Annotated in this window: 20 protein-coding genes; all 20 read right to left on the reverse strand. The window is 58.0% G+C overall.

Going from position 1 to position 21,256, the window contains the following annotated elements; genetic code table 11:
• A partial coding sequence (locus ACEW8N_RS07005; protein WP_373499085.1) for a peptidoglycan-binding protein occupies positions 1-642 on the reverse strand: 642 nt, incomplete at its 3' end.
• Between the two features lie 47 nt (positions 643-689).
• Positions 690-1,886, reverse strand: a complete 1,197-nt coding sequence (locus ACEW8N_RS07010) for a catalase family protein (protein WP_373499086.1) — start codon at positions 1,884-1,886, stop codon at positions 690-692.
• Positions 1,883-3,412, reverse strand: a complete 1,530-nt coding sequence (locus ACEW8N_RS07015) for a Dyp-type peroxidase (protein ID WP_373499087.1) — start codon at positions 3,410-3,412, stop codon at positions 1,883-1,885. Before ACEW8N_RS07015 ends, ACEW8N_RS07010 begins: the two co-directional genes overlap by 4 nt.
• Before the next feature lie 11 nt (positions 3,413-3,423).
• Positions 3,424-4,728 carry a hypothetical protein gene (locus ACEW8N_RS07020; RefSeq protein WP_373499088.1) on the reverse strand — a complete coding sequence of 435 codons (1,305 nt, stop codon included), beginning with the start codon at positions 4,726-4,728 and terminating at the stop codon, positions 3,424-3,426.
• 21 nt (positions 4,729-4,749) lie between these two features.
• Positions 4,750-5,205 (reverse strand): hypothetical protein, encoded by a 456-nt coding sequence (locus ACEW8N_RS07025; protein ID WP_373499089.1) that lies wholly within the window; start codon positions 5,203-5,205, stop codon positions 4,750-4,752.
• A gap of 5 nt (positions 5,206-5,210) precedes the next feature.
• Entirely contained in the window at positions 5,211-6,248 is a 1,038-nt protein-coding gene (locus ACEW8N_RS07030; protein ID WP_373499090.1) for a catalase family protein, read from the reverse strand.
• A gap of 14 nt (positions 6,249-6,262) precedes the next feature.
• Complete coding sequence (locus tag ACEW8N_RS07035) at positions 6,263-8,965, reverse strand: peroxidase family protein (RefSeq protein WP_373499091.1); 2,703 nt, start codon at positions 8,963-8,965, stop codon at positions 6,263-6,265.
• A 568-nt stretch (positions 8,966-9,533) separates the two neighbouring features.
• A complete protein-coding gene (locus ACEW8N_RS07040) occupies positions 9,534-9,998 on the reverse strand; it encodes a hypothetical protein (RefSeq protein WP_373499092.1) in 465 nt (154 codons plus the stop codon).
• 124 nt (positions 9,999-10,122) lie between these two features.
• Positions 10,123-11,967, reverse strand: coding sequence for a DUF4157 domain-containing protein (locus ACEW8N_RS07045; RefSeq protein ID WP_373499093.1), 1,845 nt, complete (start codon positions 11,965-11,967; stop codon positions 10,123-10,125).
• 189 nt (positions 11,968-12,156) lie between these two features.
• Positions 12,157-13,134 (reverse strand): endonuclease/exonuclease/phosphatase family protein, encoded by a 978-nt coding sequence (locus ACEW8N_RS07050; protein WP_373499094.1) that lies wholly within the window; start codon positions 13,132-13,134, stop codon positions 12,157-12,159.
• 298 nt (positions 13,135-13,432) lie between these two features.
• Positions 13,433-13,834 carry a hypothetical protein gene (locus ACEW8N_RS07055; RefSeq protein WP_373499095.1) on the reverse strand — a complete coding sequence of 134 codons (402 nt, stop codon included), beginning with the start codon at positions 13,832-13,834 and terminating at the stop codon, positions 13,433-13,435.
• Positions 13,835-13,846: 12 nt separating this feature from the next.
• Positions 13,847-14,203, reverse strand: coding sequence for a hypothetical protein (locus ACEW8N_RS07060; protein WP_373499096.1), 357 nt, complete (start codon positions 14,201-14,203; stop codon positions 13,847-13,849).
• A 71-nt stretch (positions 14,204-14,274) separates the two neighbouring features.
• Positions 14,275-15,660: an FAD-binding oxidoreductase gene (locus tag ACEW8N_RS07065; RefSeq protein ID WP_373499097.1), complete on the reverse strand. Its 1,386-nt coding sequence runs from the start codon at positions 15,658-15,660 to the stop codon at positions 14,275-14,277.
• A gap of 110 nt (positions 15,661-15,770) precedes the next feature.
• Positions 15,771-16,394, reverse strand: coding sequence for an isochorismate family cysteine hydrolase YcaC (gene ycaC, locus ACEW8N_RS07070; RefSeq protein ID WP_373499098.1), 624 nt, complete (start codon positions 16,392-16,394; stop codon positions 15,771-15,773).
• 248 nt (positions 16,395-16,642) lie between these two features.
• Entirely contained in the window at positions 16,643-17,083 is a 441-nt protein-coding gene (locus ACEW8N_RS07075; RefSeq protein WP_373499099.1) for an SRPBCC domain-containing protein, read from the reverse strand.
• A gap of 351 nt (positions 17,084-17,434) precedes the next feature.
• Complete coding sequence (locus tag ACEW8N_RS07080; RefSeq protein WP_373499100.1) at positions 17,435-18,568, reverse strand: ISNCY family transposase; 1,134 nt, start codon at positions 18,566-18,568, stop codon at positions 17,435-17,437.
• 218 nt (positions 18,569-18,786) lie between these two features.
• Positions 18,787-18,996 carry a hypothetical protein gene (locus ACEW8N_RS07085; protein ID WP_373499101.1) on the reverse strand — a complete coding sequence of 70 codons (210 nt, stop codon included), beginning with the start codon at positions 18,994-18,996 and terminating at the stop codon, positions 18,787-18,789.
• Complete coding sequence (locus ACEW8N_RS07090) at positions 18,993-19,361, reverse strand: hypothetical protein (RefSeq protein WP_373499102.1); 369 nt, start codon at positions 19,359-19,361, stop codon at positions 18,993-18,995. The genes ACEW8N_RS07085 and ACEW8N_RS07090 overlap by 4 nt, the downstream gene beginning before the upstream one ends.
• 9 nt (positions 19,362-19,370) lie before the next feature.
• Positions 19,371-20,801 (reverse strand): hypothetical protein, encoded by a 1,431-nt coding sequence (locus tag ACEW8N_RS07095; protein ID WP_373499103.1) that lies wholly within the window; start codon positions 20,799-20,801, stop codon positions 19,371-19,373.
• A gap of 82 nt (positions 20,802-20,883) precedes the next feature.
• Positions 20,884-21,256 (reverse strand): hypothetical protein (locus ACEW8N_RS07100; protein WP_373499104.1); only part of this gene is annotated, 373 nt, incomplete at its 5' end.

Here is a 21,256-nt window from a genome sequence, read left to right on the forward strand (position 1 = left end):
GACGAAGAACGCCCGGCTGTTGGAAAGGAGGGTGAGCACCTTCTGGTAAATGGCGATGACGGCGTCGATAAAAGCGATCTGCGATACGGCGGCCGTGCTGATATGGAAATGGGCCTCCAGGGCGTCGAAGGTCAGCCGGAAGGCAGGGGGCAGGATCGGCGGCAGCCCCGGGATGGTCGAGCCGCCTGACAGCGACTGCAGCGTCTGGCGGGCCGCCGTCAGATTCCGGACGGCCGCCTGTGCCCACTGGATGGACGTGGCCTTGTCCTTTTCCGCAAGCGCGGACATGGTTGCCGGCGGGACGACCGGCGGCGCCGCTCCGGCCGGCAGCAGTTCATCCATCTTGGCGAGCGTATTCTTGCCCACCCGGCCGTCCCACTGGGTCGGGTCCTTTGGAAAGGCCTTCCGCTGAAAGGCGATCACGGCGGTGAAGGTCTCCTGACCGTACTTCCCGTCCGGGTCCTGGTTCGGTCCGTTGGGAAAGGAGAGGGGCAGGGGGAATCCCAGCGCCACCAGGGCCTTCTGGATACGCCTGACCGCATTCGGATCATCGGGCGGCGGGGCCGGCTTTACCGCCGGTCCGCCCGCGGCGGCTTGATCCAGTCGCGGGCTGCCGGCAAGGATTGAGGATTTGAATGGCATGACAGAATCCTTTCTATTGAAATTCAGATCTATTTGAATTCAGACTGCTAACCGAACACCTCATCCCCTGTCGGTTCGAGATGGGTCGTCTGATTCATTTCCTGGCGAAATCTGGAGAGTTCATAATACATCCTGAGGCGGGCGCGATTCTGGTTGCCCAGGGGGCGGTGTTCCGGGAGGCAGTGCCAAGGGTTCATCTTGAGCCGTTTGGCGAATTCAAACTGAGCGTCGGAATCAAATTTCTGCCTCGGGATATGCACCGTCGCCGCCGGAATAAACGGCGACAGGGTTTCCGGCCAGCGCACCGCGGCGTTTTCGATCGGCATGAGATGCGGGTCCGTCTGAATCTGGATCATGAGATCGAATTCCACGTCCTTTTTGCTCAGGGTTTTGATCATGTTTTCCCGCAGGTAATTGAAGGAAGGGGAGCCGAAGGGGAGCCCCGGCACCCTGGTATCGACGGCTGTTTTCGGTACGAAGGAATAGATCATGGCCTGGCCTTCGCCCATGAGGTAGGGGACGCAGCTCCAGTAGCGCTGCCCCAGCGGGTTGTACTGGGTTTCATTCCACAGGCTCTGCATGAAGAAATCGAGGAGGTGCGGATCCTTTGGGTTCAGGAAATAGTAGACCGGCATATCCACCAGGCTCCAGTACTGCAGCTTGGCATTTTCCCGGATGTTGGGCGTCACAAAGGTCGGGGTGCAGATGGTGATGAAATCCTGGGTGAATTTTTCCTCGTCCATGAGCTTGTCGCCGGGGACACCCATGACCTTGACCGCCATGCTGGCAAAGCCGACATCGCGGATATCGGCCGGCACATCCGGGCCGGGGCCGGAGTAGCGCACATAGGCCGGGTAGCTGCGCGGGGAGGCGAAGATGCCCCTGCGGCAATGTTCCGGCAGGTCGTCCCGGACGGTCACCGTCGCACGCACGATGCCGTGGGTTTTGGTGTTCCCGCCGCGTTCATAGGCGCCGGGTTTGAAATGCCCCCGCATCTGGTCGGCCATGAGATCGATGATCTGATCCAGGCTTTCCTTTTCATCCGGGGCGATCCTCTCCTCGGCCAGATCCAGGGCCTCATCCTTGCGCTGCCGGTTGATAAAATACTGGATAATCCTGGCGCCGGGTTCGCGAAAAGCCCGGTTCCACCGGGGGCGGAACCACGGCTCGAGGCGGCGCTCGATGTGCAGCAGTTCCAGAAGCATATGGTGAATAAATTTGAGTATTCGGGTCTTGATGGTCATACCGTGCCATCCCTTTCTGCCATGGTTGATGCCGCGATGTATCGCAGCGCACGCAGACCGGGCATGAAAAAATACCCGCCGCCGCGGACCGTGACAAATTGCGGCAGGCGGCAGCTCTTCCGCAGGGGGCCTGCGGGGTCGGGACGATTGAAATGCTCCGTCGCGTCCCCGTTCCTCAACGGCTCTCGATTGCCCAGGAGCGGATCCTGTTCCCCCTGCACGCCGCCGAAGGTGCTGCTCATCAACCAGGCATTCTGGACAAATTCAAATTGCCGGGAAATATTCGCCACTAGGACGATAAACTGCAGGCCGCGCTCGTCGGCCGGCGCATCGGGCTTGACCGCATCCTCCGGCGGGAGAACCGGGCCATAGGTGCGGCCGCGCCGCAGCAGGCGATGGAAACGGGCGGATGCGATCAGGTCCTCATCCTGACGGCGCTGCCCGAAGCCGAACATTTGGATCAAACGGCTGAAGATGCCGGTCACGCCGGCAGGGAAATCGCCGGTGCGCGGGTTGGCCCGGCGGATATGCGCGCCGACCGGGCATCGATGCCCGGCCGGGTCGCCTTCGTAGGTAAAATGGTTGTTGCGGTCCTCGACGGGAATGCCGGGGATTTTTTCGTCGGCCGGCGGCACCAGCGGCGAACCGTCGCGCTGCCGCCCCACCATGCCGGCGGCAAGCTGTTCGCGTGCTTCCGGGACGGCGCCGGCCGCCTTGTCGACAAACTGCCAGAAGCCGGGCACGTCCTGATGGAGCTGACGGATGACCAGGTAGGACCCGTTGCGCCCGAAATCCTTGAGGGATGAAGCGTCTGCGGCATCGGGCAGCCCCAGGGCGGGCGGGTCCTGCCGTGGATCAATCAGGGGCCTTGGGGTGTATTGCCCGTATTCATTGGGATAGCCGAGCACGAATTCACCCGGCGCCAGCCGGTTGGAATAGCGGTCGCGTTCATGGATGTCCGGACCCTGCCGAACCCTCCAGTCGAGTTTCGGCTGGCTGATGCCGTCGGCGAACCCGAAGGGCTCGATGGCACCGATATCCCGGGTCGGCAGGACCTTGAGCAGCCAGAAGGCACTGGAGAACGGCGGCGCTTCAATGGTGTTTCTCCAGGCCTCGACGCCTCCTTTCACGGCATAGAGCAGGAGCAGCACGTGGGGGATCCGCCCGGGGTCCCCGCCCCAGTCCCAGTGCTCCGGCGCATTGGCCCCAACGTCGCCCAGACGGCGGGATCGGCCTTCATCCCCGGCCATGCCGGTGATGAACTCATCGGAAAAGCCTTCAAGGATGGATTCCCGGAGTCCCAGCACGCGCAAACCGGCCGACGAAAAGGCGATCTGCAGGGCTGTTTCGGGCGGCGGGTCCAGGGCGGTTGCGCTGCTGATCGGGGCCTTGCCCAGCCACGCTTTGGCGGCGTCCGCATCCGCGATATCCAGCAGCATGAAGCAGGTGTCGGTCAATTTGCCGTGGCCGAAACGGAAGAGCGCCTGGAGGTCGTCGAATTCAAAGTCTGTTGAATGTCTCATCATCCATCTCCTTCTCAGATCAGGCTCAGCCATTCGCGGATCTCCGCGTCGCTCGACGGGCGGACCTCGACGCCTTCCCGAATACGGCTGTTTCGCGACAGATCATAGGCCGTCATGCCCGGGTAGGCCTTGTACCATACCGCCGAGGGCAATTGATGCCGTCTCAGCGTGTATTTGTATTTCTGCTCCTGTGTTGCACCGTCTTTGACCAGCCATCTTGTGGGCGGATAGCCCACGCCGTTGCTGAAGACAAGATTCAGTCCCCAGGCAACCTTGTTGATGAAATCGTCCATATAGCTCTCATGGCTGCCGTCATAATTGCTGGCAAAAAACACCCGTCGGTTGTTGTCCATGAGAACCCATCGGGCAAAGTGAATGGTTCTGATACGGGTAAGATAGCCGCGCTGGTAGACATGCCTGGCGGAATAGTCGACCAGGAGGAGTAAAAACCTGAGGGTGAACAGGCGGAAAAAGCCCGGTTTTACGTCGCCGAACACATTGAACTGGTTGCTGACATCCTGATCTTCCAGCGTGGACAGCTCCCGCACATGCTGCCGATCCGGCCGGATGACAATGTCGGGGTCAGCGCGTTCCAGCATTCGAAGTCGCCAGACAAAAAAGGGCGCCGCAGCGACGAAGAGCGGCGACAGGATGAGCAGGATCAGCGGTATGCCGATCTTGTGCAGCATGTTCCGGATTTTCCAGCAGGCGGGTGTCGGCGCCGGCGGCGTCAGGGTGAGGCGGCCCGCATGCTTTTCCAGTTCCACATGGGAGAGGAGCTTCTGACGCAGGGCGCGCGTGTTTTTCCTGTCGACGTTATCGATGATTTCCTGCAAATATAGAGACAGGCTCCGGTGCAGGGCCGCTTCCTCACGCACCTGAGTTACGGTGCGACCAATCCAGTTGATGTAATTGGCCTGGGGCCGGACCGGGCACGCCTGCATCCATGGCAGCAGATCATTCTCCTGCCCGGAGAAGCCTTCACAACAGGAAAATATTTCTGTCAGACCGGGACCGGCATGCATCGCGAGCTCCGCCAGGAATGATTCCCTGTCGCCGTCGCAATCGCCCAGAAAGGCCAGGCACGGCCGCCACGGGTAGGGCGCCACCCCGTGTGCCTGGATCTCCTCCGTGGTTTTTGCCTCCAAGATCACAAACCGGGCCACGTGCAGGCGATCGAAGCGGCCGAAGGGCACCAGGGAATTCTCCGGATCGGCGTGGCCGACGGTTTTGTTCATCGACATCAGCAGGGCGCGCAGGGTGTCCATCTGCCCGTCACGGACGGGGGCGATCATCAGGAAAGGGGATTGAGGCGTCATGGGGTCACCTCGACACTGAAGTTAATGGGCGTTTCGTGTCAGTGCGAAATCCAGGACACGCTTTTTTTTCCACCAGACCTTGCCGAGGTACACCCCCGGTTCGATCTCACGGATCTCGTCCCGGATCAACCTGGCGGCCAGAGATGTTTTGGAATAATCGATGACGATGGTCTCTTTCCCGTCGAGCCAGCTTTTGCCGCGATACACCTTGGCGATAATGCATCTCACGCCCAAGGGGGTGATCTTGTTGACCAGGATGCCCGACTGGCGGTCCGATGAAAAGAGGTCAAAGACCTTGCCCTGCCAGGCCAGGATGCGCGCAGCCGCAGCCACGGTTTTCGCATATTTCGAGCCTGCCAGGATTGCGGTGCCCTGGGTATCTCCTGCGGGGATCTCGCCGGGGGCGGCGCTGCGATAGATGTCATCCAGTTCCGCTCGGGACTTGCCGAGCCATGCGTTGATCATCTTATTTTTCATAGGGGTTACTCCTTGTTCCGCAGTCTGGCGGCATGCTCGTAAACCCGCCGCCGGACCTCGTTCATCCTTCCCAGGGGCGCGTGGGCCGCCAGGCATTGCCAGGGATTGAAGCTGCTGCGCTCGCAGGCTGCCAGGGATTCGGGACTGTCAAACGCCTGGTCTTCAATCGTGATGGTGGCAACCGTCTGGAAGGGTGAGGCTTTTTCATCCCAGATCACCGAGGCGTCCTCGATGGGCATGGTTTTTGGGTCTGCCTGCCGCTGCACGCCAAAATGAAACCGGGCGGGGCCCTGCTTCAGGTGGGCCTTGATCGCGGCGCGCAACTGGTTTTCGCCCGCATCGACCGCCCGCGTGGTTTTATAGCCAGAGCACGGCGTCACGGCGTATTTGACAACCTGGTTGCCGGTTTCGCCCAGACGGAAGGGGACCGTGCTCCAATAGCGGATATCCAGCGGACTCAGGTGCTTTTTGCTTGCCCTGATGACAATCCAGAGCGATTTCAGGTGCGGGTCTGGGGGATTCAAAAAGAAGCGGAGCTTTTTGTCCTCTTGCCGTGCGCGGATGAACGATAAAAAGTCCTCGGGGGTGGCGACAAACAGCGCGGGGTAACTGTTCAAAATGAAATCCTGGATACCGGGGGCTCCCCGGAGCACCGGCCCTTTCACGTTCGATACCTTGATCGACAGGCCCCGGATGTCTCTTTTCGAGTCGTCCATCTTCGTGGCGTTGGCAAATCGCAGCATGGCCGGATAGGTTGAAGGCTGGGAGAACAGACCCTGCTTCAGTTCACCGGGGATATCCTCGTGCACCCGGAATTCCGCCCTGACGCAGGCCACGGTTTTGGGTTGGTTGAACCGGGGGACAATATCGTTTTTCGCTTCGGCCAGCATGATCGCCGCCACCCGCCGGTTCATCTCGTCAACGATCTGATCGATGGTCGCACCGCCGCCATGGCCCCCGCGACCCGATACGATCATTGCGGCAAGCGCGAACAGGCCCTGAGGCGAACCCTGCCATGGTGGTTTGCTCTGTTTGATATTCATGGTTCCCATCCGGGTCAGGGGGTTGAAAATGCAGGATCCGACTCCGCGCCGGGCCTCGGTTTCCAGGCAAGGCTGTAGTACTCCCCCCGGTCCCGCGCCCAGGGATCAAAGGCATTCCTGACGTGCAGGATTTCGTCCTTGAGCTCCGGGACATTCCGTAACAGCAGGCGCTTGAGCGGCGAGACCGCCATGGTGTGTCCGTTGATCTTCTCCGGTTCCAGGCAGGCTTTGCTTCCATCGGTCTGGTTCGTCACCGGGTAGGGGCATTCAGCGAGCAATCCATTGTTCTGAACCCAGTCATACCCGAGTCTCGAATAAAACTCCGGGCGGAAACTGGAGGTGAAGAAGCGGTCGCTGAACAGCCTGCGCGACGCATTGATGATAAAGATATGGAACTGGGTTTCGGAGATGGCAAAGCCATGGGGGCGCGTGTATTCGGCCAGCCACCCCACGATATTGTCGACGTCCTCGATGTTGTCCACCACCGAGCCGTCCGGATGCCCCAGGCAATCGTTGATGAAGGTGCCGTCTGCATTGCGCTGTACCTTGGAGATGATCTTGCCGGCGTCACAGGTGTGGGTGCCGTAGATTTCGCGCATGCGCCGCACCGTCTCCTCCTGGTGCTGCCGCCAGGTGCTGTCCCGGTCCAGGCGCTGGTCAACAAAGTCATCGAAGCTGGTCAGGGTCTTCAGGCCGATCTGGCGGCGGAATTCGTTGAACCGGGGGATGCCGCGTTCACGGTCCCGGATCAGGTCGAGGGCCACGATGTCGAGTTTCCCGGTTTCAGAATTGAGATGCGGCATCGGCAGGTTTTGCAGAAACAGCGGCAGGTTTCTCAGGTGCAGCAGGCCCAGGCGCTGACGCCCCATGCTGAGCGCCCAATTGTCGATGCCGCGGCTGTGCATGTGGTCGGTTGCCCGGCCCCTCACGGTATCGAACACGGGGATCTTTAAGCTGATGCTGTTGGGGGTTTCCTTTTCCCGAAATTCGATCAGGTCGGGCACCAGGGCATGGAGACGGTAGACGGACGTGAACTCCTCCGGGAAGTTGAAGGGCGACCCAAAATGGTTGATGCCGCCGTTGACATCCGCCTCGAGTTCGGCCAGATCCCAGCCGTCATGTCTCCACCAGAGCATGTCTTCGGTTTTCTGGCTGCCGAGACCGAAGATGCCTGCGCCGGATGCGAGAACCGAGTAGAGGGCGTTGGCCTTTTTGGGGTCCCACGAATCCGAGAACCAGCCGGCCACCGTTGAAGAAATGCGGCTGAGAAAGTTTTCATCCTTCTGCAGGATGCGCCGCAGTATCTTCGAGACACGATCCTCGTTCTGGTTGAAAAGACCGAACCAGTTGGCGTTCATGGCGGCATATAACGGCTCGTTGTAGAGCAGCTGGGTGGTCCACTCGATGGTGTGGATTTTTGCGATTTCAGCGGCCACCACCAGTCGGGCGACCTGGTACAGGCGTTCGTCATCGACATCCTTGTAGGCGATGACTCTTTTCGGATCGTCCGGGTTACGGAGTCCCGAATCGGCATCGGGGGTCTGCTTCTGCTGTTCACGGAATTTATCGACGATATAGTTGTGTTCGCGCGTGAACAGGTTGTGGTAAAAGCTCATGCCGATGTTCCAGTTGTCCGGAAAGCCAGCGGCCTCCTGGCCCTGCCACTGGGGCTGCACCGGACAGTCTCCCGAATAGCCCGCACAGGCCGGCATCAGGGGCAGGTAACTGTTCTGGAGAAGGAGCTTTGCGGGGTCGTCGGGGTCCCGCCGCACCCGCTTCAGCGAACGATCATCATGACCGTAGAGCTGTGAGGCGTCCCACCACGCGGTAACGAGGTTGCGGGTCGTTTGGGGCGACCGTTTCGGGTAGGTTTGGCCTCCGTCCTCGAAGGATTCGGGCGGTCCTGTTTCGGCATACAGCGATGGTTCGCGGCGATCTCCCTCGCGACATCCCAGGGTTCGGGCCTCCTCCGAGGTGCAGCCGACGGGCTGAAGCTCCGGCGCGTTGCGGCCTTCATCGGTATGCGAAAACCAGTCGTGGGTCATGAATTGAATCCAGAACGCGGCCAGCACATTGAAAAAGGGCGCCTTGAGATAATCGCAGTCGGCATCCGGCGAAAAATCGCCGTCCCCCATCCCTGCGTTGCACCGGTTTCCCTCGGGCTGTTCCCGGGTGAACAACCTTCGGCTGATAAGCTGGGGGTCCGGTTTCAGCAGATCGATTCGGCCGCCGTGTCGGTTTCGGGTCAACTCGGTAAGGCCCAGCCGCGGAAACGTCGCTTCGAACTGCATATTCCGCCCGAAGGGCATCCCCGTCGACCCCATCAGGGGGTTGATCAGATCATTGCAGACGCCGGTCAGGGTTCGGTGGGTGATCAATCCGCCTTTGCAGAGCTGTTTCCCGTCGGCTCCCACGTCTTGATAATTCTCATGGCCGGGCGGCAGGCGCATCTCATCCCAGTGTTTCAGGGTCGGTCCCGGCCGGCCGTCTCTGCCCTTGACGTATTCATCGTAGGTGTTTTGATCGAAGAGGTTGAATTTGATCAGTTCAATGCGCTGATACTCAAGGTCGAGCAGGGCACCGTCGATGCCGCGGCCGTTGGGCCGGAGGCGTTCCCCGATTTTGGTAATGGCTTCAGGCCCTTCGCTCCTGCTGCCAACGTCCCCCGTCGCGTAATAATTCTGCCAGTCCACCCACGGGGTGCTGCGATACTTCACCGCTTTTTCGCCCCCGCGACACCGGGCGGTATCTTCCTCCACCTTGCCTAAAAAGCGTTTCGACCGATCATCCGGCACATCCAGCAGGCCGCGCTTTGCGGTGTCAATACAGGCCTGTATTTCACTATTCGCAAAGGCAGCCCCGGCAGCGCCGAAAACCAATGATGACACTATGAAAGCGGCGGCAATAATCCGCAGTCTGGCTGATGGTATGTACTTTCTCATTTTTCTTTCCTTGGTCTGTTGTTTTTGATTCTAAAGGCAAGAAAGATGCGTCTGATGGAACAGCAGCCCTTTTCCTGATACGAAGGTGATCCGATTCAGTGTCAGCTTGATCAGGCAATAAGAGCGCCCGTGATCCCTGGATCTCAGGTAACGACCCTGAAGCTGTTCAACAGGGTTGGTTGCGGATGATAATTTGTCGAGTGGGTTAGAAAAGGATCAAAGCGATTTTAGCTAAAATTTTATGCACAAAACCGGTGAAGTCAACAACAATATTTCACACCCGCCCGCATCATCAGGTTTGGGCGTACAGTGGCCGGTGGGGGTTGGGACCGCCATTAAGGCGTCAGGCCCAGCCCAATTCCGCGAGCACGGCGTGGACCGGCTCCAAATCGATGCCGTCAAGTATCGATCGGATCTCTGAAGCCTCCAGCAAATGCCAGTCCGATAAAGAACTTTCGGCGGACCGGCCCCTCCATTTCAAATCGACCCTGGTGAAGGTTTCCTGATGGAGCACTTCGAAGAAAGAAAACCTGCCATGATGGACGACCCACACCATACCTTCCATGCGGGATGAGATATCAGTACCGAATGAACGTGAGAGAGCTTCCGCCATACCTTCGACATCGTCCGAAATTTCCAGGCCGATGGGATTGCTTTCGATTTCAGATATCACGGCGATCGCCTTGGGGGGTGTGATCCACTTGAAGATGCGGACAAGGCAGTGCGCCTCACCGCCGTTTTTGTGGTGCCAATGCAGAATGCTCTTGATGTGTTCCACATCTCCCTCGACACGCCTGATAATCTTCACGGGGTTTTCCTTCAGCATAGTTGTCATGGTGATTATGATGTCATTAGAGCCGTTGGGTTATGCGTTTGATAAGGTACTCCCCGAGGTGCCGGACGGTTTCCCGGTTTGCCGCGTTTTACAGCGTTCACTCACTGAATACCGCCCTCAGCTTGCCGTCGCGAAGCTCAACGCGCCATGTTTTGACCTTTATGCCCAACAGTCTTGCCGCGCGCTCCATCAATGCCGCCATCTCCACCGGACCCGTCCCCCCCGGAACAGGGGTGATATGCCGGGGGATCTCTTGTGCGGCCTCCTCAACATCCCCTATTACCTTGAGCTTTCCGCCGGCTTCGGTTTCAGGGATGAAGCCGGTGTCCACGACCAGAATGTGCTCCGGCTTCAGATACGCGCTCTTCACGATCCGAGGTTTGCCCACCGCCGAAACAACGATGTCATATGCCTTCACCTGTTTCAAGTCGTCTCCTTCATCAAAAACCCCAACGACAACGCCTTTCTCTTTCAAGAGTTTGATCACGCCGCTGCCGACAAACCCCTTTCCGCCGATAACGGCCACGGTCTGACCCGATTGAACAAACGGCAGCACCACCCGCACAACCCCTTCAGACGTCGCAGGGACACTAAATTTCCGTTCTTTCTCAAGGCTCAACGCATCAAGGTCTTTTTTCGGGGAGATTCTTTTCACATCACCCTGCAGGTGGGCCGGCACCGGAAGCTGTACAATAATCCCAAAAACCGAGTCGTCTGCGTTTTGAGCTTCAATATAATCAACGAACGTTTTTCGGTCGACGGTTCTATGAAATATCTTTATTTCCGGCAAGAGACTCAACTCCTTGAAAGTCAGTTGTTTCTGATTCGCCGATACCTCCGAGGCCTTGAGTTTTGACCAATCCGGATCGTTCTCATTTTCAGGAACCTCAAACCGGATCACTTTGACGTTTCGGTTCGGTTTGGATTCAAACTCCGCCCGATGTTTCTGGTACTCCCGGGCGACATCGCTTCTGATATGTTGTCCGGAAAGCCTGTTCGGACTTTCCTGTTCCTGAACTCCTGATTGAAGCCATTCCAGCAGGATCTCCCTTTCTCTGGGGCTGTTCCATAACCGCTCTTGGATGCCGGGGGCGGGATAAGGTTCAGCTGCCTCCTCTTCCTCCTTGTCCCCAAAAACAGACCGGTAATATTCGACATGAACATGACATGAACCCGTAGGGCATTGGGACTGTCTTTGAACGGAAAGATTTTTTTCCTGCCGCATCAACGACGGGGTGATGGTTTCGCACGGTGGTCGTCTTTGCTGAATGACATGTGTCAATTCATGGGCCATGAGCCGATTGCCGGACTCGGAATTCCGCGTGAATTCGCCGGCTCCCAATGCGATATGATTTCCATACGTGAATGCCCTGGCATTGAGATTTTTGTTCAGCTCCGCCGCCTGAATATCGTCGTGGATTCTTACATCTCCGAAGTCTTGTCCAAATCGTTTTTCATAAAAATTTCTGGCGGTTTTGTCGAACGGTTTTCCATGCCCCCTCAACGAATTTATTTTTGATTCCATATCCGGAGCAATTGAAGGGGTGCCGTCTGAATTTTTCGCTGTTTGATTTCCTATTTCATCGGGTTGATCCTGTTTTCGCGTCAAAGGCGTATTTTGGAAGGTTAAAGGCTCACCCCCGCGCATGACCTGATCTGCAATTCGATCCGCCTCCCGCTCATATTTGTCTCCAGGCGGATGAATCTTCAGTTTTGTCTGGATCATTTCCGCCACCGCATGATTGCCGACAGTTTTTTGAAGAGAGAGCACAGTATCGGTTGTCGAGAGGATCTCATCCATCGAAGAACGTCCGCGCAAGCCTGAAAAATTCCGATCGCGATAAGTGTTCGCATGTGAAGGAAAATGGTTGTTAGAGCTGATTTTTATTTTCCGCGGCGCTTTATCGCTTCTTTGCAGCGCATCCATTCGTTGATTTTCCATGAAACACCTCTTCCGGCGGTGATTGTGGGATAGCGGTTCCGCCTGAGGGCGAACGGGGGAAATGGAGTCCGGTGAAGGGACCGCACCACCTCCCGGAACCAACCCTACAAACGGGTGAAGGCTGAGGATAGAACAGCGGTCTTGGCATCAGCCCGCGTCTGTTCTAACAATGGATCAGAAATCAGCGAATTAATCGAGATCGAACTCGGCTACAACCGGAGCGTGATCTGACTCCGGAAATTTAGTGTCCTGCCTGAAGGCTCCGGATTCATCCGGTAGGGCCTCGTTGTGAATCTCCGCGCCGCGGAGGTACCTGAGGAGCGGCCTTGAAACGATGATGTGATCAAGCATCTGGCCTTTTCCAAGATGAAACAGGGAATACCGCGTCGAATCGGGGATATTGTTTTCGCAGGGAACCATCATGCGGGCGGCATGGGCCGGATTGCCGGTCTCTTCGACGGGACCGCAGACGGCCTTGAGGGGCACCTCGTCGACCTGGGCATTGAAATCCCCGGCCATCGCGATGAGCGATCCAAGCCCGTGCGTTTCGAAAATTTCGTCAATCAGCAATCTCGCCTGAAGCGCCTGCCCTAAGCGCTTCATAGATGAAATGAAGCTCCCTTCGGCCCAGGCCGAAACGGTCCGCCACATGAAGCTGTCGATTTTCTGACCCGGAATACTGGAGGCGAGCTTCGATTTGAGATGCAGGTTGATCAGATGAAGCGTAAGGCCGGGTCCAATGTCAATCTGCGTGTAAAGCAGGGGTCTCTCCCACACCACAGGATTCGCAGCGTCGTCGGGCGGGTTCGCAGTGGCCATCTGATAGCTCGGCCGAGGGCTGTCGCTGTGGCGGATATTCCGGGTGCTGACGACAGGGAAGCGCGAAAGGGTTACGATATTTCGCTCATCATAGAACTGACCGGAAGTCGTGAGCGTGGTCTGCCGGTCAAACCCGGCATAAGCGGTGCCGCTCAGCAGCTGATCGAGAGCGGACATGGTCCTGAATCCTTCCGGGCCCTGGCTGTTGATTTCCTGAAGACAGAGGATGTCTGCCGCAATCCGTTCGAGTTGGGGGCGCATTATCTGTATGCGATCGGCAAGGGTGGGCTCCAACCCTGCGCCGTCGTCGAGGTTTTCGAGATTGAAGGTAGCGATACGCAGCGACATGTCATTCCTCCTTTAGGCGGATTGCATGGACTTCCCGATAAAGATTTCGGCAGCAATATCGCTCGTCGCCGGCATGGCAGGTATTGCCCATACGTCTTCCTCGCCCTGCCTTGCCCAAATCATTATCCGGGAGTCTAAAGAAATATTCGGGGAAGCCTGATGCGGATTTAGCGCAGGGGCGGTCGCAGGAGAAGTCGCAACGGATGGCTTCTTTCAGATTGGCGTCCCCGGCCAACCAATGAAACGCAAGTCCACGTTTGTATATCGGCGTGTGACAGGTATTTTGATAACCGCCGCGCTAATCCCCCGGGCCGCTGACCTCCTTCCACCGTTTCTTCTCTGTGGGAACGGCGAGAAGAATGCTCTCTGTCGCGATGAGGGGCACGGTTCCGAACTGCCCGCGCACCGTGGCGGGGATGGGCGGGGTCAGTACATCATGGGGCGTAATGTCGTAGAGTGCCAGGTGCTCATCCGGATTCTTCCTTTTGGTGTCGTTCTTGTCGACCGGAACGCAGAAGAATGCGGGGCTCAGTTCCGTGATGGTCTCTATGCGTCCGCGTTGCTTGTCGAACTGATCGGAGAGGGTTATCGGCGGCTTCAGCTTAAAGCCCTTCGGACCCTGAACGACGTAACACTTGAAGTGATCGAGGCTCTCGGGAAAGCCTGAATGGTCTCTGAACTTTTCGACTGGAAGCAGCAAGATCGCGGCGTCCTAGATGGTCACTTGCTGTTTTTGGCCGAACTGATTGGAGAATTCGACCTCCCGCCTCGGTTGTTCCTGCAGAAAGGAATACCCGAGGAAGTGTGCATTCTCATCAATGATCTTCATCTTGTTCTTGCTGACGGGGTTCGCGAACCAGACGATTTTGTCCAGCGTGACGCGATCAGGCTTGCGGTCGAACTGCCCCATTAACGACGGATCTCGTTCTATCTCGATCTCCTTGATCAGATATATTTTGAAGTGGTCGAGTTTGCCCTGCACGGGGGGCGGCGTCTTGGGGCAGCCCGCCATCAGCAACGATAGAAGGCCGGCTGCTAGAATCGAAATGAGATGTATTGTTTTTTTCATATCCCTTAACCTCCGGAAAATTGTTTGTCGTCAGCTTCCAAATTCAGAAGTCGGCGAGGGCTTCCGCCACATCAAGATGCGACCGGCAGAATATTCTGGTTGACCCGAAACAGGTTGTCTGGATCGTACTTCGCTTTCACGGACGCGAGGCGCTTGTAGTTGTCGCCGTAGGCTGCCTGGACGCGCCCCTGGACCTCGTCCGCCATCATAAAGTTGACATACCCTCCCTCCAGATTGAAAGGGTGGACGGCCTTCCAGTAGGCGCGCCCCCACGCCTTCAGCGCTTCGGCCTGCCTCGGGTCGGCATCGATCCCGGCGATGACCATGGACCAGGTGGCGTCCCGCGTGCTCCATGCGGTTGACGCTTTGGGCACGCGCCGAACGGCGCCGTCGATGGGGTAGAGGTGCATGAGGGACAACTCACTGGGTGCCTTCGCGGCCTGGGCGATGTGCATGTCGATGGCCTCGTCGGGCAGCGATTTGACAAAGTCGCCCTTCCAGTACCACTGGAGCCCTTTGGGCAGGAGCGGATCAAACAAGGACTGGATCGCGGTAAAAGGCATCACATCCATCCAGTTGAACATGGGCGGCGGAAGAGGCTTGAGCAACCCCGCAATGACTGTTTCTCCTTCCGACGGGGCGCCGCTGTAACAGGAGATCACGACACAGGCGCGCCTGCCCCAATATTCTTTTGGAAACGGGTCCATCGAGGGCACCGTCTTGAGGCCGACAAAGGCGCCCAGTTCCTCGGGTGCGGTGGGCAGGAAGTCGCGATAGGCGCGCATCACCGTTTTGGCGTGGTCCGCCTCCCAGAAAATCGGCCCCGCATAGACCCTGTCCACCGGATGCGCCTGGAAGAGAAAGCTCGTGACTACGCCAAAATTGCCGCCACCTCCCCTCAGCGCCCAGAAGAGGTCGGGATGATCGCCCTCGCCGGCCGTGACAAGGCTGCCGTCGGCCAGAACGACGTCCGCCTCGATCAGGTTGTCGATCGTCAGACCGTACTTGCGAGTGAGGTACCCCGTGCCTCCGCCAAGGGTGAGTCCTGCGACGCCGGTGGTCGAGACGATGCCAAAGGGCACGGCCAGTCCGAAGGCATGAGTGGCATGGTCGACATCCCCTGATGTGCAGCCGGGATCAACTCGGACGGTTCGGCTCTTAGGGTTTACGTGCACGCTCTTCATCATCGAGAGGTCGATCATCAGCCCGTCATCGCAGCTGCCAAGGCCAGGGCCGCTGTGGCCGCCGCCTCGCACGGCGATCGTCATCCCCTGGTCGCGGCCGAAGTTGACCGCGGCAATGACATCGGCGACGTCCACACAGCGCGCAATCAGGCGCGGCCGCTTGTCGATCATGCCGTTGTATAGCGCACGGACGGCATCATAGTCGGCGTCATCAGAGCTGATGAGCCGTCCGCGAAAAGATTCCCGCAGGGTAGATACAATATGATTATCCATAGATATGCTCCTTTGTGAGGTGGGCCAAGCCGACCCGGTATGGCGGCGTCGCCGCCGATGGCGTGTCAGGGGGTCCAGCCGCTTGTCCGCAAGGCCATTTCGGCCGGCACTTATTTCTTGGCAAGGTAGCTGGTAATCAGGTTCCGATAGTTCGGGATGTAATTGGAAAAGAGCGCACCCAGTCCTTCGATGTCATTGCGCCAGTCGCGGTGCAGTTCACAGGCCACACCGAACCAGTTCATCAACTGGATGCCGGCAGCCGCCATTCGTGCCCACGCCGCATGACGCGTCACCTCGTTAAAGGTGCCCGAGGCGTCGGTGACCACGAACACGTCGTAGCCCGCCTCAACGGCGGAAAGCGCCGGAAACGCTACACAGACCTCGGTGACGACGCCGGCAATGATGAGCTGCCTGCGCCCGGTCTTTTTCACCGCAGCAGTGAAATCCTCATTGTCCCAGGCATTGATGTCGCCGGGACGCGCGATGCAGGGTGCATCGGAGAACATCTCCTTCAGCTCCGGCACCAGCGGTCCGTTGGGGCCGTTCTCAAAGCTGGTGGTGAGTATCGTGGGCAGCTTGAAATACTTTGCACTGGCGGCCAGAGCCAGCACGTTGTTCTTGAATTCGCCTGGAGAAAAATCCTGCACCAGCGAGATCAGGCCGGACTGGTGGTCCACAAGCAGACAGGCTGCGTCATTCTTCGATAACCGGGTATACTTGAACGATGTGTTCATGATGGGTTCCTCCTGGGGTTGATTGATCCGAAGTGGATTCGTTCCATGCCTGTTGAAAAGGGTCTCCGGCTCGGTCTCCTCTACGATTTCAACGACTTACATGAAGATGACCCGGTCTGCGGCCTCCCGGGCGAAGCCCATCTTGTAAGTCCCGCAAAGCGACCTTGCCTTCAAGCACGATGTACGCCGGATGAGCGTTCTCCGGCCGCTCTGTGATGCTCGTCGAAAGGCATCGGCGCGTCGATGTTTCAGGGCATCTCGCAGATTTCTTTCAATCTTGCCAGCGCCTTCGGCCATGCCTGATTCATGTATTCTTCATATTCTGGCGGTGCATCCATGTCGACCTTCACTTCAGTTGCACCATCGCGTTCGCTCAGGGTGTAATTTTCGAACGCCGGTGTCCAGAACTTGCTCTCCGGGCTTTCCGTATCCTCGATGCCGTCCTTGATGCAGCCCAAGTGCTGGATTGAAATGAATTCATGGGGCCTGTTCTCCGCGATCATGGATGTCATGCCGTTGCCGTCAGGCGTCAGAAACCTAATTTTTTCGCCTTCATCCCAGGATCCTTCAAAATACGAGCCTTCCGAGAACGCCGCGGTCCAGGCTTTAAAGCTTTCCGGATCCAGCATTTCAGTCCAGACCTTTTCCCTTAGGGCATTGATGATGATTGTAAATTGTAAGGTTTTCATATTTCCCTCTATTTTTAAGATGCGATTGAGGTCAGGATCCTGCGATTTTCGCCTTTTTCTCGATATTGGCTAATCGCGGCGAAACATTTTTATTCGCAAAATGAGAAAACCAGAAAGATGTGCCTGATTGGAAAATAATCTCGCTTTTCAAACAGATGGGTGTTAGCAGCAAATAGAAATGTCCGCTTTTGTAGCAAGTAAACTGTCCGCTTTGCAATGGTATTAAAGAGCTGACCAAAACTAGCTGGGAAAACCCCGGAGGCCCTCAAAACCGGAGGGGTTTTTCCAGCGGGTCACAACCACCGCAATCACGCTGCCATATCCACTTTCATATCGATCAAAATTCCTTTTTCATTGGTACTCCGACAATTTTCTCGGGCCGTGAAAAACTGCCAAACTTCCATTCGGATAGCGATGCACTCGAACCCGAGCTTTGACATAGTGCATGCGATACTGGTTCGAAGGTATCTGCAGCTTGAGTCCCTCAAATTGTACACAATTATCATTTCCTACCCGACGTTCGAACTGCTCGCAGAGAATATCATCTAAATTGTCTGCCCCATAAGGAACAAATGCTGAACCCTTCTCCGTTGCTATCCTTTTGAACTCTTCATTAAAGCCTGGTCGGTAGACCTCTTTTAAATAGCGATTGGCGCCTTCCATTTTGGTGATCCCTGCCAGGGCAAGCTCCTTGGGAAGCCTTTCCTGGTGCGTGCCAAACGCCCTTTCGCTTCTGCCCCGGGCTTCGGGCGAATACGCGGCGATCATCTCGATCCCCAATTGTTTCATCGCCCGACCGAACTGAGTCGGATTGGCCTTGACCACTTTGCCACCGGCCTTGGGGGTGATCCAATAATGGCTGCCGCGATCGCTGTAGAAGGAACAGAACAGACCATGCGACTCAATGACAGCCTTAACCCCTTGAAAACTTGAAGCGGTTCCTTCTTGATCGACAAAAACCATCTCGTAATGCTCATTGGTGGCATCATCCATTGTTACGATCAGATCCCATTTATGTCCGGCAACCCATTCGTGGGTGCTTCCGTCCTGGTGAATCATCATCCCGGGCAGCGGCATTGGCTCTCGCTTCTTGAGATGTTTTCCTTTTCCAGGGGCTTTCTTTATCAGACCAACATCCTGAAGCCGCTGCTTCACCCACGTATAGCTTCGATTTCCGCCATCTCGCTTGTACCAACTGAAAAAATGCTTGGCGTTCCACCCCAACTGCCGTTGCCGGTATCGATCGGTTAAGGCCACCACCTCGTCCACCGGTGCACGGCGGCAAGATACCTGTGTAATTCGCAAATCAATCAGACCGTCCAACCCGTTGTCATGGTAGCGATCGATATACCGGCGAAAGGTACGATCACATACGCCTAATAACCGCGCCGCCTCTCCTTGTGTTAAACGTCCTTCGCTCCAGCCATCATAGGCTTCTTCAAATCTCATTTTCCGGATCTCCTGTCGCAATTCTGTCGGCTTCATATGCACCTCCCATGGTACATATTAAACCGGACAAATCATGTGCTACTGGTCCGGACAATTTATTTGCTCGTAACATTTTCAAACAGATGGGTTGAATTCTGATTGCGTTACTCCTATGATAGGAAGAGTCCGGAACAGCAGCAAGTAATGGATTTATCGTGGGTTGAGAAGGGAGATGGAAAATTTCAAACGGAAGATTATGCATCAAATCGCCAAAGTCAACGATCCGGGAGAATCGTCACCCGGCCTCCGCATCGTTTCGGATACCCGGCCGGGGCCTCCGTGTTTCGATGATGGGAGGTTTTGCGGCATAATGTCAGCCCGTTGGAGAGATAGAGGTCCGCACTGCCCCCGGTGCCGTGCAGCGAGATCAGGACGCGCTCGATGGCGTCGTTGGGGACATCGATCGGCAGGCTGCTGTGAATCACTGCCCCAGGATCTCGACATCGACATCGTGGGTCAGGGCGTGTCCGCACAGGTCCACAAGCCCGGTGAAGATCGCCGTCAACGGGTCTTGGGCGATCCTGGCCTTGACCATGTTCGCGGCCCACGCGGGCACCTCCCGGAGGCCCAGCTCCTGCTTCACCCGCGCTTCCGCCTCAGCGACCCTGCGGGTAACAGCCCGACGGAATGCCGCCGCCGCCTTTCGCGTGTTCTCCCTGCCCAGGGCATGATCCCTGTAGGGATCGACGGCGATGGCGGTCCCCTCGAGCCCGTGGAGGACGGCGACGGCCCACTCATCCGGAACGATCACCGATTTCTTTCGCGGCCCTTTGCCCGCGCGCCATTCCATGTCCGCCGCCTAAAATTTCGGCCCCGGCCCCAGGGTCACCCGGCCGGTCCGGGTGTCCAAAATGGAGCCGTCCGGCGATCGAATATGACGGCGGGGTTCGGATGCAGCAGCCTCTTCCTCCATGGCCTCGAATTCCATCGGAGCCCCCACCGCCACCTCCACCAGATCGCGTATCGCCAGCTTCTGCTCCGGAGTCAGCTCGATGCCTTCACTCGCTTCGATTTCACGAATCGTGTCCTGCGTGGCTTGATCCACGATGCGATCCAGGGCCAGCATCAGGTCTTCTCCCTCATTGACCGGCGAACTCGCCAGCAGCCCAAGAGAGAGCACATCGATTGCCAATTCGAACGCGACCTCGCCCCAGTCCGTCGGCCGATTCTCGTGCGCCTCGATCACCGCCCGCGACTGCTCGGCCGCCTCGGCCGTATTTGCCGTAAAGAGCCCCACGGCAACTGCGCCCAGGCCGATCCCCAGGAAGCGATCCACCGGAAACGCCGTAACCACACGACCGCTCTGATCGAGAACGACCCTCAGGATCCGTTCTCCTCGGGTGCCGATGGGGCTGTCGAAGTTTTTCTCGATCACCGTGCGAAACTTTCCGGGTGTTCGGGTCCCCTGCTGCATCACTCGCACGCCGCCCTCTTCAAGCACCTCATCGGCACCCTTCGTTGCCTGGCTTCTGGCAAGCCGGGCAGCGTCCTGAACCGCTCTTTTCACGAGGCTTTTGATTTCCCGCGGGTTTCTGAAGATGGAATGGACCGCTCTCCCCGCAATGCGCCGGCCGTGCCGGGCCACATGCTTGGATAAGGTGTTGACGCTTCGACTCGCCAGCCAGCGGCCCGCTCTCAGCAGGGTCCGCAGGGCCGGATGAAAAAGCGGCAGTCCCGGGGAGGGGGAAAGCGGAAACAGCGCTCCCGCAGGCGGCATCATCGGCAGATGAGCTGCTTTGCAGGCCTCCATTTCAAGGACCTCCCGAGACGCCGGAGGCCCCTCCTGGGCGGCCTGGGCCGCATGGACGAGCTCATGCCGCAGCACAGCTTCGGGCAGGCCGTCCGGGGCGAAGATGCGCGTCCCGACAGAAACCGCCTCGGCGCCATAGGCATCCGCCACGAGTTCCCCCGTCGCCCCGGTGATGATCTGCGTGGAAGAGCCGGGGCGGGAGGGCATGTAGGGGTTGGAGAGGGCGGTGCCCGGTGCGCTCCGGATCAAAGGCGCCACGTTCTCCGGGTTCAGCCGAAGGGGATCCAGGATCGACCCGGGGTGCCGCTCCCCGTCTCCGCCAACCCCCAGCAGCCGCTGCAGGGCCTGGTTTCCGATGGTGCGCTGCAGATTGAAGAGGGAGTGTGCGTCGCGGCTTTGGGGGGGCATCGGCTGGTGGGAGGCCGTCGCTTTGTGGGGGATCCCCACCGGTGTCTTTTGCGGATGGGATAAAGCACGCATGGTTGACTCCTTTCACGCCACCCTCTGCGCCGATGAAAGGGGAGCGAATCCGCTTTCACGCGGCTTTCTCGATGGACCAGGGCTACAGCGCCGGCTTCCCCGCACCGAACCGGGTGTCGCGGCCGAAGAAGACGTGCTGGCCGAACGATGCGTAGCTGTGGGCGTTGTGGAGCTGGTTGGCCGCGGGCTGGGCGGCGTATGCCGCATCGTTTTCGTGGACGTGGTTCGCGGCCATCGAGGCGGCGGGATGGTCGACGACATGAACGGGCTCGTGCAGCACCATGGCGGCCCGGCACATGGGGCCGAAGCCGGTGCTGGTCCTATTGTCCCGCTCCTGGAAACTCGGGGTGAAATTGACCTTTCCGGAGCCGAACGGAACATGGGCCGGCGTCCCCTTGGCGGCTTCCGCCGAGGCGGTGTCATCGACGAAGAACGCCCGGCTGTTGGAAAGGAGG

It is taken from the genome of Desulfococcus sp., from assembly GCF_041737845.1.
GTDB lineage: Bacteria > Desulfobacterota > Desulfobacteria > Desulfobacterales > Desulfococcaceae > Desulfococcus.